Source organism: Hymenobacter coccineus (assembly GCF_001816125.1).
In the GTDB taxonomy this organism is placed as follows: Bacteria; Bacteroidota; Bacteroidia; order Cytophagales; family Hymenobacteraceae; genus Hymenobacter; species Hymenobacter coccineus.
This window is the reverse complement of sequence record NZ_MDZA01000397.1, coordinates 14558-29866: the sequence shown is the minus strand read 5'-3', so window position 1 is coordinate 29866 and position 15309 is coordinate 14558. Positions and strand designations below refer to the sequence as shown.

At 61.7% G+C, this 15309-nt stretch carries 13 protein-coding genes, 1 tRNA gene and 1 pseudogene; 8 read left to right on the top strand and 7 right to left on the bottom strand.

What is annotated here, in order from left to right; all coding sequences use genetic code 11:
- The first annotated feature begins 28 nt into the window (after nucleotides 1-28).
- Nucleotides 29-101 (top strand) — tRNA-Phe (locus BEN49_RS18130).
- A 186-nt stretch (nucleotides 102-287) separates the two neighbouring features.
- Nucleotides 288-857 carry a fasciclin domain-containing protein gene (locus tag BEN49_RS18125; RefSeq protein WP_070745860.1) on the top strand — a complete coding sequence of 190 codons (570 nt, stop codon included), beginning with the start codon at nucleotides 288-290 and terminating at the stop codon, nucleotides 855-857.
- A 183-nt stretch (nucleotides 858-1040) separates the two neighbouring features.
- On the opposite strand, the gene BEN49_RS18120 is transcribed toward BEN49_RS18125, so the two are convergent.
- Entirely contained in the window at nucleotides 1041-2183 is a 1143-nt protein-coding gene (locus tag BEN49_RS18120) for a J domain-containing protein (protein ID WP_070745859.1), read from the bottom strand.
- A 182-nt stretch (nucleotides 2184-2365) separates the two neighbouring features.
- Between BEN49_RS18120 and BEN49_RS18115 the strand changes: the two genes are divergently transcribed.
- From BEN49_RS18115 to BEN49_RS18105, 3 genes are read left to right on the top strand one after another with little or no spacing between them, the layout of a single operon-like run.
- The gene (locus tag BEN49_RS18115; RefSeq protein WP_070745858.1) at nucleotides 2366-2734 is read left to right on the top strand and encodes a phage holin family protein; all 369 of its coding nucleotides are present in this window, start codon (nucleotides 2366-2368) and stop codon (nucleotides 2732-2734) included.
- 30 nt (nucleotides 2735-2764) lie between these two features.
- A complete protein-coding gene (locus BEN49_RS18110; RefSeq protein WP_070745857.1) occupies nucleotides 2765-3526 on the top strand; it encodes a hypothetical protein in 762 nt (253 codons plus the stop codon).
- Nucleotides 3501-4268 (top strand): geranylgeranylglyceryl/heptaprenylglyceryl phosphate synthase, encoded by a 768-nt coding sequence (locus tag BEN49_RS18105; protein WP_070745856.1) that lies wholly within the window; start codon nucleotides 3501-3503, stop codon nucleotides 4266-4268. Before BEN49_RS18110 ends, BEN49_RS18105 begins: the two co-directional genes overlap by 26 nt.
- Nucleotides 4269-4385: 117 nt before the next feature.
- Here BEN49_RS18105 and BEN49_RS18100 read toward each other — a convergent pair whose 3' ends face one another.
- Nucleotides 4386-5312, bottom strand: a complete 927-nt coding sequence (locus tag BEN49_RS18100; RefSeq protein ID WP_070745855.1) for an AraC family transcriptional regulator — start codon at nucleotides 5310-5312, stop codon at nucleotides 4386-4388.
- 166 nt (nucleotides 5313-5478) lie between these two features.
- Nucleotides 5479-6638, bottom strand: a pseudogene (locus BEN49_RS18095) (acyl-CoA dehydrogenase).
- 196 nt (nucleotides 6639-6834) lie between these two features.
- On the opposite strand from BEN49_RS18095, the gene BEN49_RS18090 reads away from it, so the two are divergent.
- Nucleotides 6835-8142, top strand: coding sequence for an OmpP1/FadL family transporter (locus BEN49_RS18090; RefSeq protein WP_070745854.1), 1308 nt, complete (start codon nucleotides 6835-6837; stop codon nucleotides 8140-8142).
- A 33-nt stretch (nucleotides 8143-8175) separates the two neighbouring features.
- On the top strand, nucleotides 8176-9561 hold the full coding sequence (locus tag BEN49_RS18085; RefSeq protein ID WP_070745853.1) for an SGNH/GDSL hydrolase family protein: 1386 nt from the start codon (nucleotides 8176-8178) through the stop codon (nucleotides 9559-9561).
- Nucleotides 9562-9651: 90 nt separating this feature from the next.
- Here BEN49_RS18085 and BEN49_RS18080 read toward each other — a convergent pair whose 3' ends face one another.
- Nucleotides 9652-10620: a YpdA family putative bacillithiol disulfide reductase gene (locus BEN49_RS18080; RefSeq protein WP_070745852.1), complete on the bottom strand. Its 969-nt coding sequence runs from the start codon at nucleotides 10618-10620 to the stop codon at nucleotides 9652-9654.
- Between the two features lie 116 nt (nucleotides 10621-10736).
- Here BEN49_RS18080 and BEN49_RS18075 point away from each other — a divergent pair, with 116 nt between their 5' ends.
- On the top strand, nucleotides 10737-11651 hold the full coding sequence (locus BEN49_RS18075; protein ID WP_125917000.1) for a class I SAM-dependent methyltransferase: 915 nt from the start codon (nucleotides 10737-10739) through the stop codon (nucleotides 11649-11651).
- Nucleotides 11652-11689: 38 nt separating this feature from the next.
- Here the strand turns inward: BEN49_RS18075 and BEN49_RS30210 are convergent, their stop codons facing one another.
- From BEN49_RS30210 to htpG, 3 genes are all read right to left on the bottom strand, one after another.
- Nucleotides 11690-12466, bottom strand: a complete 777-nt coding sequence (locus tag BEN49_RS30210; RefSeq protein ID WP_262490218.1) for a carboxylesterase family protein — start codon at nucleotides 12464-12466, stop codon at nucleotides 11690-11692.
- The gene (locus BEN49_RS30205) at nucleotides 12445-13311 is read right to left on the bottom strand and encodes a carboxylesterase/lipase family protein (RefSeq protein ID WP_262490217.1); all 867 of its coding nucleotides are present in this window, start codon (nucleotides 13309-13311) and stop codon (nucleotides 12445-12447) included. The genes BEN49_RS30210 and BEN49_RS30205 overlap by 22 nt, the downstream gene beginning before the upstream one ends.
- A gap of 89 nt (nucleotides 13312-13400) precedes the next feature.
- Nucleotides 13401-15230 carry a molecular chaperone HtpG gene (gene htpG / locus BEN49_RS18065; protein ID WP_070745850.1) on the bottom strand — a complete coding sequence of 610 codons (1830 nt, stop codon included), beginning with the start codon at nucleotides 15228-15230 and terminating at the stop codon, nucleotides 13401-13403.
- Nucleotides 15231-15309: the final 79 nt, after the last annotated feature.

Genomic DNA, 15309 nt, shown 5'->3' with positions numbered 1-15309 from the left:
AGCCAAAGAAAGTTTGGCTTCGGGACACGGCAACATAGCTCAGTTGGTAGAGCACAGCACTGAAAATGCTGGTGTCGTTGGTTCGATTCCAACTGTTGCCACTTCCAAAAAGCCCGTAGCGTTCTGCTGCGGGCTTTTTTTATGCCTCTTGGGGCCCCCTTAGTCAGGCAAATAGAGAGGGTAGCCACTCCGGCAACGAAAAAAAATACCGTGCCGAAATCCGCTGGGCCTGCACCCGGCGTAGGTGGGGTATCAATTTCAAACCCCCCATTCTATCTGTTAACCCAATGAAAAAGACGATTCTTTCCCTGGCTACTGTTGTGCTTTTGAGCGCTGGTGTTTCGACCGCTGCTATGGCCCAGTCCAAGATGACCGCCGGCACCGTAATGGTAGGCGGCGCAGCCATGTACCCCACGAAAAATATTGTTGAAAACGCCGTTAATTCGAAGGACCACACCACGCTGGTAGCTGCTGTGAAAGCTGCGGGCCTGGTAGAGACCTTGCAAAGCGCCGGTCCGTTCACCGTATTTGCTCCTACCAACGAGGCTTTCAACAAGCTGCCCGCCGGTACGGTAGAGACCCTGGTGAAGCCCGAGAACAAGGAGACCCTTACCAAAATCCTGACCTACCACGTAGTAGCTGGCCGTATGACGGCCGCTGACCTCAAGAAGGCCATCAAAGCCGGCAAAGGCACGGCGACCCTCAAAACCGTGAGCGGCGGTACCCTGACGGCTATGATGAAAGGCAAAAACATCGAGCTGAAGGACGAGAAAGGCGGTATTTCGACCGTGACCATCGCCGACGTGATGCAGAGCAACGGCGTAATTCACGTAGTGGACAGCGTGCTGATGCCCTAACTTGCGTTAACCCGCTCGAAAAAAATAAAACCCCGCTGGCGCAAAGCCAGCGGGGTTTTTTGTTGTGCGTTGGGGCCCAGCCAAGTGCCTAGCCTGAACCAGATCTGTACTTAATTAAGCCGAAACAGCTCGTTGTCAACGAGAAAGCCACCGGCCATCATCCAAAAGCCAACAGCCCAATAATCAAGGGCAGCTTTGCTCATAAGCCGCGGCGGCAAAAGCGTAGCCCAGTTCCAGCGACCGCCGGAAGAACTCGCACGCCGCCGGGGCGTCGCCCAGGTGCTGGGCCAGGCGGCCGAGTAAGAAATGGGTTTGGCCATCGCGCGGGTGGGCCAGCAGGGCAGCCTCGTAGGCAGCGCGCGCTTCGGGGTAGCGGCCGAGCGTGGCCAGGGCCAAGCCGCGCAGTTGCGCCGCCCGCCAGGGCCCCGGCTGTCCAGCGGCCTGTGCTTGAGCCAAGCTCTGGTTGAAATCGGCCAGGGCGGCGGCGGGACGGCGCAGGTCAAGCAGGCGGCCCTGGCCCCGGGCTAGCCAAGCGGCGCTGAAGACCGAGTCGATGGCCAGGGCCTGCGAATATTGCGCATCGGCCTGCGGGGGGTGGCCCAGCGCCGTTTCGCAGCGGCCGAGGTAATAGTAGAGCTGGGAACGCACGGCGGGCGGGTTTTCCTGTTGCAGCGCGGCTTGCAGGTCGGTGCGGGCCCCCTCGGGGTCGTGGATTACTAGTAAGCGCAACTCGCCGCGGCGGCGCAGGGCCCCCGCGGCGTCGGTGCGGAAGTCGAGCGTTTGGCCAAACGCCAAATAGGCCGCGCTGAAGTCGCTGCGTCCGTAGGCGGCCAGGCCTCGGCGGTAGTGAGCATTGGCCGTCACGCGGTCCATTGTGGCCTTCACCGCCAGGCTAAACAGCGCCGTCGCGGCAAAAAAGGCCAGCGTGAGCAGCCAGTCGCGCCGCACGAAGCGCACGCGCTGCCGCGGAATGCTTTGGTAGTGACGCTCGCGGCTGCTGGCGGGTGGGCGCGTACGCAGCGGCGCGGGCGGCGGCATGGGCACGCCGTACACGTGCTGGCCGGCGGGCCGGTATTGCTGCTGGCGGCGCTCATCGTCGGCGCGGCGGAGGGCCTGGGCCAGCTGAAAATCGTAGGTGGCGCGCCGGCCGGCGTCGCCCAGCACGCGGTAAGCCGCGGCCACGGCCTTGAACTGCTCCTCGTAGCGCACGTCGCCGCCGTGCTTGTCGGGGTGGTAGCGCACCACCAACTGCCGGTAGGCGCGCTTCACATCGGCGGCCGAGGCGGTTGGGGCAACGCCCAGCACTTGGTAATGGGTTTGGCTCACGAGAAAACTAGAAGCGGAACGGGGCCCAGGGCCCCCATAGCCCACGCAACAGCAAAGTAACCGGCGGGGTTGCGTACTCGTCCGGAGCAAAAGTCAGCCCTGGCTGGCATTTTTGCGTAGAAGTGGCCAGTGCCACCTGTAGGCACTGCCTATCTGCTATTCTCTGTTTCTCCCCCGCACCTATGGCCCACGACGACCATTCTTCCGCCCCGCGCCCCGAAACCCTCATCAGCAACCTCACCGGTTACGTCGATACCCGCATCGACCTGATCCGGCTGGAGTTGCAGCAGCGCACCAATGGCCTGTTCGTCAGCGTGGCGCACGGCATATTCTTGGCCTTCTTCGGGTTGATGTTCTTCTTATTTCTCAACCTGTACGCCGCGCTGGCCCTGAACGACGTGTTCGACAGCCATTCGCTGGGCTTCGCGGCCGTAGCTGGCTTCTACCTGCTACTATTGGTGCTGGTACTAGTGGGCATTGATAAAAAAGCGTTTCAAGGCTTAGCTGACAAAACGCTGAAGGACACTATTTACAAATCGAACAAGCACTAATACCCTCTGCCTCTTTCCTATCCTTTCGCCATGAGTGACCTGCACAACCCGCTTTTCGACAGCGAAAAAGAGTTCTTGGAGCAAAAAAAACTTGAGTACGAGCGTGCCTTGCGCGGTGACGTCGAACAGATAAAAGAAAAAACCGTGCAAGTGGGGAAGGTAGTGATTGCCGGCGCCGGGCTGACTGGCAGCATATGGCTGATTACTAAGCTGTTCAGCAGCAAATCCAAGCCCCGTCGCTACGCTAACGAAAGTGGTCCCACGGCGCCACCCAAAGGTAAAAAAGACAAGAAGGGCCCCCGCGACCCCAACGCCCCCAAATCGGCGGCCGCTTCGGCAGCCGTGTTCCAAGAAGCAATGGGTTTCGATGCGGCCCCCAAGGGCCCCGCTGCCGCGCACGAGCCCGATCCATTTGAGCCCCAGCCGGCCGCGCAGCCTTCCCGTCCCCCGGCCCTTCGGTCGGAGCCTGGAGCTAAAAAAGCTACCGATGCCAAGCCGGCGCCCAAAGAATCTTGGTTTAAATCAGAAGCTGCCAGCACGCTGGGCTCGTTGGCGAAAGCCGCGTGGCAGTCGGATGTGGCCCGGGGCCTGATTTCGCAGGCCGCAGCAGTAAGCATTGCGGCGCTAGTGGGTCACAAAGCGGTGGAATCGGCTGTAGAGGACGCGCAAGCGCCCAAAAATCCCGACCTTGCGGCCCGCGCCGACGCGGCTGCCGCTGGTGCGGGAGCCGCGGGGCCGTTTTCCCCCGCCCAGCCCAGCTCCCCGGATGCGCCCCGCCAGCACCCTGCTTGATTCGTTTATTGCCCACCGGCAGCACGGCCGCAAAGCGCTGGCGGTGCTGCTCGACCCCGATGATTTTACCGAATCCAGCCTGCGTGAACTGCTGGTGCGTGTAGCTGAGCACCCAATTGATTACTTTTTTGTGGGGGGCAGCCTGGTGCTAAGCGCGCATCAGGCTGCCCTTCTGGCGTTGCTAAAGGCCAATAGCCTGGTGCCGGTGCTACTATTTCCGAGCCACAGCCTGCACTTGGAGGGCCCCGCCGATGGCCTGCTGCTGCTCTCCCTCATTTCGGGCCGCAACCCCGAGTTCCTGATTGGGCAGCACGTGGTGGCTGCCCCGCGCCTGCGTGCCAGCGGGCTGGAGCTGCTGCCTACCGGCTACCTGCTCGTCGACAGCGGTCGGCCTACTACGGCTTCCTACATGAGCGGCACGGCCCCGCTGCCGCACGACAAACCCGGGATTGCCGCTACCACGGCCCTGGCCGGCGAGCAGCTGGGCCTGCGCCTCACCTACCTCGACGGCGGCAGTGGGGCCCTGCACCCCGTGTCGGCGGCCATGGTGGCCGCGGTGCGGGCCACAGTGGCCACACCCCTCATCGTGGGCGGGGGCCTCAACACCGCCGAGAAAATCACGGCCACCCTCACAGCCGGGGCCGACGTGGTAGTGGTGGGCAACCGCATTGCCGAGGAACCGGCGTTTCTGGCCGCCGCGGTGGCCGCGGTGCGCGGGGCCGCGGCGGTGGCTGCCGAGTAGAGGTGGGCCCCAGTGGGCTGGCCCCGGGGCCCCAAAACAGCAGGGACCCCACAGCACTACTGGCCGTGGGGTCCCTAACTAACTACCGAATTAACTACAACCGATTACCTGGCGCTGCTAGATGTTCATCGCCGACTCGCGGCGGCGCATCTTGCCGGCCGGAATGCCGAACATCATCTTGAAGCGGCGGCAGAAATAGGCCGTGTCCTTGTAGCCCACATCCTTGCCAATTTCGCGGATGCTCTTTTTGGTGGTGCGCAGCAGGAACACCGCGCGCTCCATGCGCTGGTACTCGATATAGTCCTGCGGGTTGATGTTGGTCAGCATTTTAAAATACTGGCCCACGTAGTCTTCGCTCACGTTGGCCACGCCGCTAAGCACCTTGTTCGACAAGTCGCCGCCGAGGTGCTCCTTGATGTAGTTGAACAGGTCAATCAGGCGCGGGTCCTTGAAGTAGGTGCTGTTGGTGGCCAGCTGCTCCACAAACATGTTGTTTTGCAACACGTAGCGCACTACTTCCACCACCAGGTTCTCGGTGTAGATGCTGATGAGCCGCTCGCGGCCGGGCAGGTCCTGGATGCTCTCCTCAACCACCTGCCGGATCAGGTTGGCCATCTTCTTGTTCTTGCTGATCAGGAACGCCGGCACGTCGAGCGACGCGAAGAAGTTTACCGAGTCAAATACCTTGGCGTCGAAGCTTACGAAGCTGTGGCTCTGCTCGGCGTCGCCGATCAGGTCGATGTGGTCGTTGGAGGAGAAAAACTTGTCTTTGTTGGTAATCAGGTCGTCGTTGGTGATCACGCGGCCGCCCGGCTCATTGCCGTAGCCCACGCGGGTAGCCCGGCCACCGGGCACGAATAGCATTTCGCCCTCCTCGACTACGTGCGAGTCTTCGCCGAAGGAGATGCGGCCTTTGTGCAACAGGATAAGGGTGTTGCCGACATCATAAGAATTGCGCACGGTAAAGGGCTGCTGCAACACCAAATTCTTGGACTTGATGTAGCGAACACCTAACGATTCAATGACTTTATTGTAATCTTCCATTTTAAAATATCCTTGTAGGGCGGTTAGTAAGTGTAGTTCTAATGCAAATTCTAGTAAATGATACAATCCGAGTACAATACAACGTATAAACAGCGAGAAAAACTAAAAACCCAGCCTTTTTTTAGCTGGGTTTTGTGCAAATAATCTGAAAATGTGGCAATTCGCCCTATTTGAGGATTTCCCGCGAGATTACAATTTTCTGAATCTCTGAAGTTCCCTCGTAAATCTGGGTGATTTTGGCGTCCCGCATGAAGCGTTCGACGTGGTATTCCTTCACGAAGCCGTACCCGCCGTGAATTTGCACGGCTTCCACCGCCGCGTCCATCGCCGTTTTCGAGGCGAAGAGCTTGGCCATGGCCCCGGATTTAGCATAATCGCCGTGGCGGTCCTTGTCGGCGGCGGCTTGTAAGCACAACAAACGCGCGGCGTCAATATTGGTGGCCATGTCGGCGAGCTTAAATTGGATTGCTTGGTGCTGGGCAATGGCCACGCCGAAGGCTTTGCGCTCCTTGGCATACTTCAGGCTGAGCTCCAGGGCCCCCGAGGCAATGCCCAGCGCCTGCGCCGCGATGCCGATGCGGCCCCCAGCCAGCACCTGCATGGCAAACTTAAAACCGAAGCCGTCGGCCCCAATGCGGTTCTCCTTGGGCACCACCACATCGGTAAACATCAGCGAGCACGTGTCGGAGCCGCGGATGCCGAGCTTGTTCTCCTTGGGGCCCTGGATGAAGCCGGGCGTGTTCTTGTCCACAATCAACACGTTGATGCCGCGCGACTTTAGCTCGGGGTTGGTCTGGGCGATGACCAGGTACACCGAGGCCGTGGTGCCGTTAGTAATCCAGTTCTTGGTGCCATTCAACAGGTAGTGGTCGCCCATGTCCTCGGCGGTGGTGCGCTGGCTGGTGGCGTCGGAGCCCGCCTCGGGCTCGCTCAGGGCGAAAGCCCCGATGATTTCGCCCGAGCACAGGCGCGGCAGGTACTTCTGCTTCTGCTCCTCAGTGCCGTACTCCTCTAGGCCCCAGCACACGAGCGAGTTGTTCACGCTCATAATAACCGAGCACGAAGCATCGACCTTGCTGATTTCCTCCATCGCCAGCACGTAGCTGACGGTGTCGAGGCCCGAGCCGCCGTACTCGGGGCTCACCATCATGCCCATGAAGCCCAGTTCGCCCATTTTCTTGACCTGTTCGGCCGGGAATTTCTGGTGCTCGTCGCGCTCAATCACGCCGGCCCACAGCTCGGACTGGGCAAAGTCGCGGCCGCGTCGCGCACGGCTAGCTGCTCCTCACTAAGTTGGTAGATAGAAGAAATGACGTCGGGTAGCATAGCGTGGGCGGCCGGGGCCAAAAGTGGGAAATGGATAAGAAAAACCCAAAAATACGCCGCCTAGCGCCTTTTGGCAGTACTAAGATACAAAACTCAAATAATATAGTCGGCACGCCGAACAGTTTTGGAAATCGATTGCGTATTTGCCGCTACATTTAGGGCCCGGAATCACTATTTACTCCATGTTTCTTCTTTTATGACGCTAAAAACTTTACTCCTTGCCAGCGGGGCCCTGCTGGGCAGTGCCGCCACGGCTGCGGCCAGTGGCTTCCAGGTGAACCTGGGCGGGCAGCAAAATATTGGCATGGGCGGCGTGGGCGTGGGCCTCTCGCTGGATCAGGCGGCCATGTTCTACAACCCCGGGGCCCTGGCCATGGTGCGCGCCAACGGCGTGCAGGTGGGCGCTAATTTTGCCTTGGCCCGCGGGGCTTATACGAGCGAAAACGGCGGGGCCCAGCGCGACCTGCAGCACCTGTTGGTAACGCCCTTCAACCTCTACGCCGCGTTTGGCAAGGAGGGCAAGTACAAGTTTGGGGTGGGCGTGTACACGCCCTACGGCAGCCAGCTGCGCTACGCCGACAACTGGGAGGGCCGCTACAGCCTGACGGAAATTAATTTACAGTCGGTGTACGTGCAGCCCACGTTCTCCTACGCGTTTTCGCCCCAGTTCAGCGTGGGCGTGGGCGTGACGATGCTGGCCTACGGCTCTGTGAACTTGCAAAAAGATATTCCGCTGCCCACGGGCCCTGGCCATATCACCCTCGACGGCACCACCAAGTTCCAGATGGGCGTCAACGCTGGCTTGTACTTTAAGCCTTCGGATAAGCTAAGCCTGGGCATCAGCTATCGCTCGAAAATCGACGCCCAAGTGAAAGGGGGCAGTGTGAGCTACGCCGGCCTGCCCACCGGGGCCTCCGCTGCCGCCATCAACCGTGGTTTTACGGCCACCAACTTTGACGCCACGCTGCCGCTGCCGGCCACCGCATCGGTGGGCATTGGCATCATGCCCACCGACCGGCTCACCATTGGCGTCGACGCCTCGCTGGTGTTCTGGAGCGCCTACCGTACCCTCGATTTTAACTTTTCGGGCAACAACGGCAACGCCGGCACCCCCACCCCTGCCAACACCGGCCTGGTGGGCGGCAGCACCACCAGCACTTCGAAGCGCTACTACCAGGACGCGCTGGCCTTCCGCGTGGGTGGCCAGTACAAAGCCACCGAACAATTGATTGTACGCCTGGGCTCGGCCTATGACTTTGCGGCGGTAAAGGACGGCTACGTGACGCCCGAAACCCCCGACGCCGGCCGTTACATCGCCACCGCCGGCCTCACCTACCAGCCCAACCCGCACCTGGGAATCGACGCCTCGTTTCAGTTCGAGCGCTTCGCCAAGCGCAGCCAGTCGCAGGCCGACTTGCTGAACAACGGCACCACCGACCGCGTGGCCGGCACCTACCGCACCGATATCTTCATTCCCGGCATCGGGGTGCGCTACTCGTTCTAACGGATCTTCTTTTCGCTACAAGCATAAATATCTATGAAACCGATAGTTAAGTATTCTGCGCCGGCCCTGGCCCTGCTGGGTTTGGCGCTGGGCGGCTGCCAGCCCAACATCGACGCGCCCGCGGCTGCGGCTGGCTCGGCCGATTTTACCAGCTACGTGGCCGTGGGCAACTCGCTCACGTCGGGCTACTCCGACGGGGGCCTCTACAATGAGGCGCAGGCCACGTCGTACCCCGCCATCCTGGCCCAGCAATTCGGTAAGACGGGCAAGGGCCCCGCCAGCTTCATGCAGCCCTCGTTCGCCCCTGCCCAGCAAGATGGGTCGGGCTACATCAAGCTACAGGTCGTGAATGGGGCCCTGGCGCCCGTAATACCCTCTGCGGCCAATAGCTACTTGGGCGAGAAACTGGCCGCTACTGGCAGTGTTTTGGCCAGTGGCCAGCTGCAACTAGCGGCTTATAGCGGTGCCCAGCCCGATAACCTTGGCGTACCCGGTATTTCGGTGCTGAGCAGCTTATCAGCGCTCACCAACGGGTTGGCACCTTACGGTTTGCTCAACCCTTTTTACGAGCGTTTGCTAACGGCTGCTGAAAAGCCCAGCAAGGACTACGTGACGTACATCGGCCAGAAGACGCCAACCTTCTTCACCTGCTGGATGGGTAACAACGACGTGTTGACCTACGCCTCCAACGGCGGGGTGGCCAGTGCGGCCGATCCTTTCAGCAACCTTACGGATACTACGCGCTTTGGCATCGGCTACCGGGCCATTCTGAGTACTATGTCGAAAAGGGGCACGGTGGCCGGCATTGCGGCCAACATCCCGAACGTGACCGGAATTCCGTATTTCACCACTGTGCCGGTAGCCACCGTTATTGCGAGTATTAAGGCCAACCCGCAATTGCCCAACGCTGCCGCGGCCAGCCTGTACATCACCACAGGTACTGGTACCGTGCGCGTGGCTACCTCGGCAGATCTATTGACCCTTACAGCCCAGGCAGTTATTGGTACGGCCAGCGGCACGGCCAACCCCTTTCCTGTAGGCGTGGGATATTCGGCTACGCAGTCCAATCCGTTGCCCAGCAAGTATGTGCTCGACGAAGCGGAAGTAGCCGCGGTGGTGGCCCGCACTACCCAGCTCAACGCCATTATCGCCAAAACTGCCCGCCAGAATAAGGTGGCGCTGGCTGATATGAACACGTTTTTCACGACCGTAGCGCAGCAAGGCGTAGCGTTTAACGCCGTATCAAACACAGCTGTTTTCGCTAGTGGCAACCTGTTTGGCCTCGACGGGGTGCACCCCACGCCCCGCGGTTACGCTTTGGTAGCCAACGAGCTTATTCGAAACATCAATAACTTTTATGGCGCATCCATCCCAACGGTAAACATCAACGAATACCGCGGCGTGGTCTTCCCGCAGTAAGCTTGGGCCCCTGGGGCCTCAAGCAAAAGCCTCCTTTCCCACGGCTGGGGAAGGAGGCTTTTTTGCGTTGGAACCAAACTGCTGGGGCCCCTACGCGGGCACGCTGGCCGCGAGGTGCGCGGCGATGAGCTGGGCGTGGTGACGACCGTTCTCGATGAACCAGCGGCTGGTGGCGCGGCCGCCGCACACGGTGCCGGCCACGAACACGCCGGGGTTGGTGGTTTCGTGCGTGGCGGGGTCGAAGAGGGGCGCGCGGGCCTCGTCGGCGGGGTCGGGCTCGACGCCCAGGCGGCCGAGCAGGGCCTCGTCGGGGTGGTAGCCGGTGAGGGCGTACACGTAGTCGGTGGGCACTTCCCGGGGGCCCTCGGGGGTAAGGATTTCCACGGCATCGGGCCGGATGGCGGTGATGGTGGTATTGAAGTGAGCTGTGATTTTGCCTTCTTTGATGCGGTTCACCAGGTCGGGCCGGATCCAGTATTTCACCGAGTCGCTCACCTCGGGGCCCCGCACGAGGAGCGTGACCTGGGCCCCGGCGCGGGTGAGCTGCAAGGCTGCTTTGGCCGACGAGTTTTTGGCGCCGATGACCACCACGCGCTGCGCCACGTGCAGGTAAGGCTCGCGGTAATAGTGGCTCACGTGGGGCAGGTCTTCGCCCGGCACACCCAGCGGGTTGGGCAGGTCGTAGAAGCCGGTGGCCACCACCACGTTCCGGGCCGGGATGCTGCCCTTGTCGGTCGTTACCAGGAAGTTGCCCTGCTCGCCACTCATGCTCAACACCCGCTCGTGCAGGCGCAGAACCAGGTTCTCAGCGCGGGCCACGCGCTGGTAGTAGTCCAGGGCGTCTTCGCGCAGGGGCTTGTAGTGGTAGGTGGGGAAGGGGTAGCCGCCGATTTCGAGCAGCTCGGGCGTGGAGAAAAACTCCATGTTGTAGGGGTAGCCCACGATGGAATTTACCAGGGCCCCTTTGTCCACCACGGCCACTTGCAGGCCGCGGCGCTGGGCTTCGAGGGCGCAGGCCAGGCCCACGGGGCCGGCCCCAATCACAAGAACATCGAGCATAAAGAAGGAGCTAAGCTAATTGCGTAAAGTAGGGCGACCTTTGCGGGGCGCGTCCCCGCGTTGTTGTACCAAATGGATTGGGCAGCGGCGCCAACCAGTCAATCCGCGTCCTTGCCATGCGTACCTGCGACTTGTGCGGCAGCTCCGATTTTAAAAAGCTGCCTTTCTACTACGAATTTGAGGGCGAAAAGCTGCAAGGCACCCGCTGCCGCCGTTGCGAGCTGATGTTCCTCGACCCCCAGCCCACGCCGGCCCAGCTGGAGCGGCTCTACGGCAAAGAATATTTCACCGACCGGCCCAACTACGACCGTACCCAGCGGGAAGTCAAGTTCATCGAAGACGGGCAGAAGAACGAAGCTTTAAACCAGCTGCGGCCCGACAAGTTCACCGACTACGTGCTGGCCCACTACCCGGGCCGGAAATTCCGGTACCTGGAGGTGGGCTGCGGCCCGGGCTACACCCTCAAGAGCCTGCAAGCCCTGGGCTGGACCACCCACGGCCTCGAAATATCCGAGCATGCCGCAGACTTTGCCCGCCGCGAGCTGCACCTGCCCGTGGTGACCGGCAACATCGAAACCACCGAGGACTTCCACGCCGACCAGTTCGACTTGGCCTACATGGGCGACGTGCTGGAGCACCTGCGCTCGCCCTCGGCCACGCTGGCCAAGTTCCACCGCATTTTGGGCCCCGGTGGGCTGCTGGTGCTGGCCCTGCCCTCGGTACTGAATCTACCCTCGGTGCGCTTAGGTTTTGCCGCGTACGGGGCCCTGGGCAAGGAGCGCAAGATGGACATACCGCCCTACCACTTGTTCGAGTTCACGCCCAACACCATCCGCAAGATGCTGGAGAAGAACGGGTTCGAAGTGGTTGACCTGCTGAACCCCGTGAAGCCGCCCAAGCACATTCGCCTGGGCGGCAGCCTGATCGAGAAGGTGAGCAAGCTGGCCGGCCAGTACCCCACCTACTACCTCAACAAGCTCACCGGCCGCTTCGGCGACCGGATGTTTGTGGTGGCTAAAAACCTGAAATAGGGCCCCGGTGCGGCTGCCCCGGGCCCCCAGCGAGTTGGCTATTTCTGCTCCAGGAAAAGGTAGCGGGCGCGCGTTTGGTCGGCTTCAACGCGAGTGTTCACGTCCACGCGCAGCAGCTGCCCGCCGGCGCCGGCCTTGGCGGCGGGCCAAGTGGGCAGGCCGCTGCCGTTGGGGTTGCCGTTTTTGATGAAGTTGGCGAAATACGCTTGCAGCTGCTCCGATACTTTGTAATCGTCGGGCGTCCAGGCAAATACTTTGTTGGTGGGCAGGTTGCCCAGCGCGTACTCAATCTCAGCCGAGTGCACGGCGCCCTTGGCCGGCGGCGCGGGCGCGGCGACCGGCCCGGTGCTCTTGGTGATGCCGCCGGCTAGGTTGGCGGTGGCGTTGCCCATTTCGGGCGTCATGGCCGGGCGGGGGCGGGCGTAGAGGTAGCGGTACACGGGCTTGCCCCCGGTTTGGGTCTGCAAATCGGCCCATTTCCAGGTGCTGTAGGCGATGAACCGGTCGCTGGCCAGGTCGGTGGCCGACTGCTCGGCCGTAGCGGCGGGGTAGAGCTTTAGGGCCCCGGCGGCGCGCTCGCCGTACAGCTTTTGCACAGCGGCCTGGTAGTTCTCGGCGGTGGGCGCGTTGGGGCCCATCACCATCTGGTAGGCCATTTCCTGCGAGTTCCAGCCCACCAGCAGCGGCACGTGCGCCTGCTTGCCGGCGGTGAAGATTTCGGTGGGCGATTGGGGCAGGAAGTAGCCGTCCACGTTGGTCGAGAAGCGGGGCGCGTCGGGCTTGCCGGTGGCGGCTAGCAGTTGCTCAGCCGGCATTGCGCGTAGGGCAGCCAGCGTGGGGGCCCCACCGCAGCGGCGAAGGTTGTGCCGGTTTGCTCGGCCTGGGCCAGCGTGGGCAGCGGCTGCAAGCCCAGCAGCGAGCCGCTTTCGCCAATGGCGCCCACCATCAGGTTTTTGGAGAGCGGCGACGCCATCTGGGCGCTCACCGAGAATGATCCGGCCGACTCGCCGGCGATGGTGACGTGCTGCGGGTCGCCGCCGAAGGCCGCGATGTTCGCCTTCACCCAGGCCAGGGCCGCGGCCTGGTCGAGCAGGCCGTAGTTGCCGGAGGCGTGGTGAGGCGATTCCTGGGTCAGCTCGGGGTGGGCCATGAAGCCGAACACGCCGAGCCGGTAGTTTACCGTCACAGCCACGATGCCGCGCTTGGCCATGGCCTCGCCGTCGTAGCGCGGCTCCGAGCCGTCGCCGGCCACGAAGCCCCCGCCGTAGAAGTACACCAGCACCGGCCTGCGCTCCTGGGCCGACTTCGCACCCGTCCATACGTTCAGGTACAGGCAGTCCTCGCTCACGCCGTCCGAGCGGAAGTTCATGTCGCCGAACAGCGGCAGTTGCATGGCCCGGGGCCCAAACTGCGTGGCCGCGCGCACGGTCGTCCACGGCTGCACCGGCTGCGGGGCCTGCCAGCGCCGGGGCCCCACGGGCGGCGCGGCGTACGGCACGCCTTTAAACTCGCGGATGCCGCTGGCGGCCAGGCCACCGGCTAGCGGGCCGCTGGCTACCTTCACTTGGTTGTTTTGCAGGCCCGTAGGCGCATTTTTGACGGGTTGGGCCGTGGCCGCCAGCGTGCCCGTGAGTAGGGCAATGGCAAGAAATATTTTCATGCAGCAAGCTACGTAAAGCTTGGCATTTGCCCACAAAAAAGCCCCGCTACCGAATGGGCAGCAGGGCTTTTTAGCTTTTTGCTAGTGACTTACAGCAGCTCGGTGCTGCGCTTCACAAAGGCCGTGAGGGCTTCGCCTTTCAGCATGCCTTGAGCCAGGCGGGCCAAATCGAAGGCTTGCCGGGCCAATTGCTCACCGCCCTCGGCCAGCACGCGCTGGGCCACGGGGTGGTTGGCGTTCACGGTCACGTCGAAGCTTTCGGGGAAGGCACCGAACATCTGCATGCCGCCCCCGCCGCCGGTGCGCTGCATGTCCTTCATGCGGCGCATGAACTCGTTCTGGGTGATGACCACCGGCGCGTCCTGTGGGCTCAAGGCGGCCACTTTTACGTGCATGGCATCGTTGGCAATGGCCGTTTTAAAGGCCTCAGCCACCTTGGTTTGGTCGTCCTCGCTGAGCACGCTCTCGGTGGTTTCGTCTTTCTCGATGAGCTTGCCCACCGTGTCGGCGTCCACGCGCTTGAAGCTGGTTTTCTCCAGCTTCTGCTCCAGTTGGCCGATGAAATGCGGGTCGAGGATGTGGTCGAAATTCAGTACGTCGTAGCCGCGCTCCTGGGCGGCGGCCACGAAGCCGTGCTGGGCCTCGGCGTCGTTGGTGTACAGCACCACGGTGTTGCCGTCCTTGTCCTGCTGGTTGGCCTGGATGTGCTCGGTGTACTCGCTGATGGTGAACAGCTTGCCAGCCACATTCTTCAGCAGCACGAAGTCCTTGGCGCGGTCGTAAAACTTCTCGTCCGACAGCATGCCGTACTTCACGAACATGCCAATGTCGGACCACTTCTCTTCGTAACCAGCGCGGTCCTTCTTGAACAGGTCGCCGAGCTTGTCGGCCACCTTGCGGGTGATGTAGGTGTTGATTTTGCGCACCGCCGCGTCGGCCTGCAAGAAGCTGCGCGACACGTTCAGCGGAATATCGGGCGAGTCAATTACGCCGTGCAGCAGCATTAAAAACTCGGGCACCACGTCCTTCACCTCGTCGGTAATAAAGACTTGGCGCGAGTAGAGTTGAATCTTGTTGCGCGAGAATTGCAGCTCGTCCTTCACCTTGGGGAAGTACAGGATGCCGGTCAGGTTGAACGGGTAGTCCACGTTCAGGTGAATCCAGAACAGCGGCGCGTCCATCGACATGGGGTACAGCTCCTGGTAAAACTTCAGGTAGTCCTCGTCGGTCAGCTCGCTTGGCTGCTTGGTCCAGATGGGCGTGGTGTCGTTGATGAGCTGGCCTTCCAGTTCAATCGGCACCGGCAGGAATTTGCAGTACTTGGTGAGGATGGTGCGCAGCCGCTCTACCTCTAAGAACTCGTCCGAGTCATCGGCCACGTGCAGCACCACGTCGGTGCCGCGCTCGGCTTTGGCGTGCTCGCCGGTGGGCTCGTCGATGGTGTACGACGTGCTGCCGTCGCAGGTCCAGTGGGCCGTCAGGGCCCCTTCCTTAAATGACTGCGACCAGATTTCTACTTCCTTGGCCACCATGAAGGCCGAGTAGAAGCCCAGGCCGAACTGCCCGATGATCTGGTCTTTGGCCGTGGCGTCCGTCTCCTTATACTTCTCCACAAACTCGGTGGCCCCGGAGAAGGCAATCTGGTTGATGTACTTCTTGATTTCCTCGGCGCTCATGCCCAGGCCGTGGTCCGACACCGTGATTTTGCGGGTGTCCTTGTCCACGGTCACGCGCACCTTCAGCTCGCCCAACTCGCCCTGAAACTCGCCTTGGCGGGCCAGGCTCTGGAGCTTCTGGGTGGCATCGACGGCGTTGCTTACCAGCTCGCGCAGGAAGATTTCGTGGTCGGAATACAAGAACTTCTTAATGATCGGGAAGATGTTCTCGGTGTGGATCGAGATGGAGCCGGTTTCCTGCATGGCAGAATGGGTTGGGTGAAGGCAAAGTGGAAATTTTGGCCGGGCACGCCGAGGCGAGCCGCCACGGGGGCCGCTTCAA

Coding starts and splice junctions, on each gene's coding strand:
- BEN49_RS18125 (WP_070745860.1), top strand. CDS start 288: ATGAAAAAGACGATTCTTTCCCTGGCTACTGTTGTGCTTTTGAGCGCT.
- BEN49_RS18115 (WP_070745858.1), top strand. CDS start 2,366: ATGGCCCACGACGACCATTCTTCCGCCCCGCGCCCCGAAACCCTCATC.
- BEN49_RS18110 (WP_070745857.1), top strand. CDS start 2,765: ATGAGTGACCTGCACAACCCGCTTTTCGACAGCGAAAAAGAGTTCTTG.
- BEN49_RS18105 (WP_070745856.1), top strand. CDS start 3,501: ATGCGCCCCGCCAGCACCCTGCTTGATTCGTTTATTGCCCACCGGCAG.
- BEN49_RS18100 (WP_070745855.1), bottom strand. CDS start 5,312: ATGGAAGATTACAATAAAGTCATTGAATCGTTAGGTGTTCGCTACATC.
- BEN49_RS18090 (WP_070745854.1), top strand. CDS start 6,835: ATGACGCTAAAAACTTTACTCCTTGCCAGCGGGGCCCTGCTGGGCAGT.
- BEN49_RS18085 (WP_070745853.1), top strand. CDS start 8,176: ATGAAACCGATAGTTAAGTATTCTGCGCCGGCCCTGGCCCTGCTGGGT.
- BEN49_RS18080 (WP_070745852.1), bottom strand. CDS start 10,620: ATGCTCGATGTTCTTGTGATTGGGGCCGGCCCCGTGGGCCTGGCCTGC.
- BEN49_RS18075 (WP_125917000.1), top strand. CDS start 10,737: ATGCGTACCTGCGACTTGTGCGGCAGCTCCGATTTTAAAAAGCTGCCT.
- BEN49_RS30210 (WP_262490218.1), bottom strand. CDS start 12,466: ATGCCGGCTGAGCAACTGCTAGCCGCCACCGGCAAGCCCGACGCGCCC.
- BEN49_RS30205 (WP_262490217.1), bottom strand. CDS start 13,311: ATGAAAATATTTCTTGCCATTGCCCTACTCACGGGCACGCTGGCGGCC.
- htpG (WP_070745850.1), bottom strand. CDS start 15,230: ATGCAGGAAACCGGCTCCATCTCGATCCACACCGAGAACATCTTCCCG.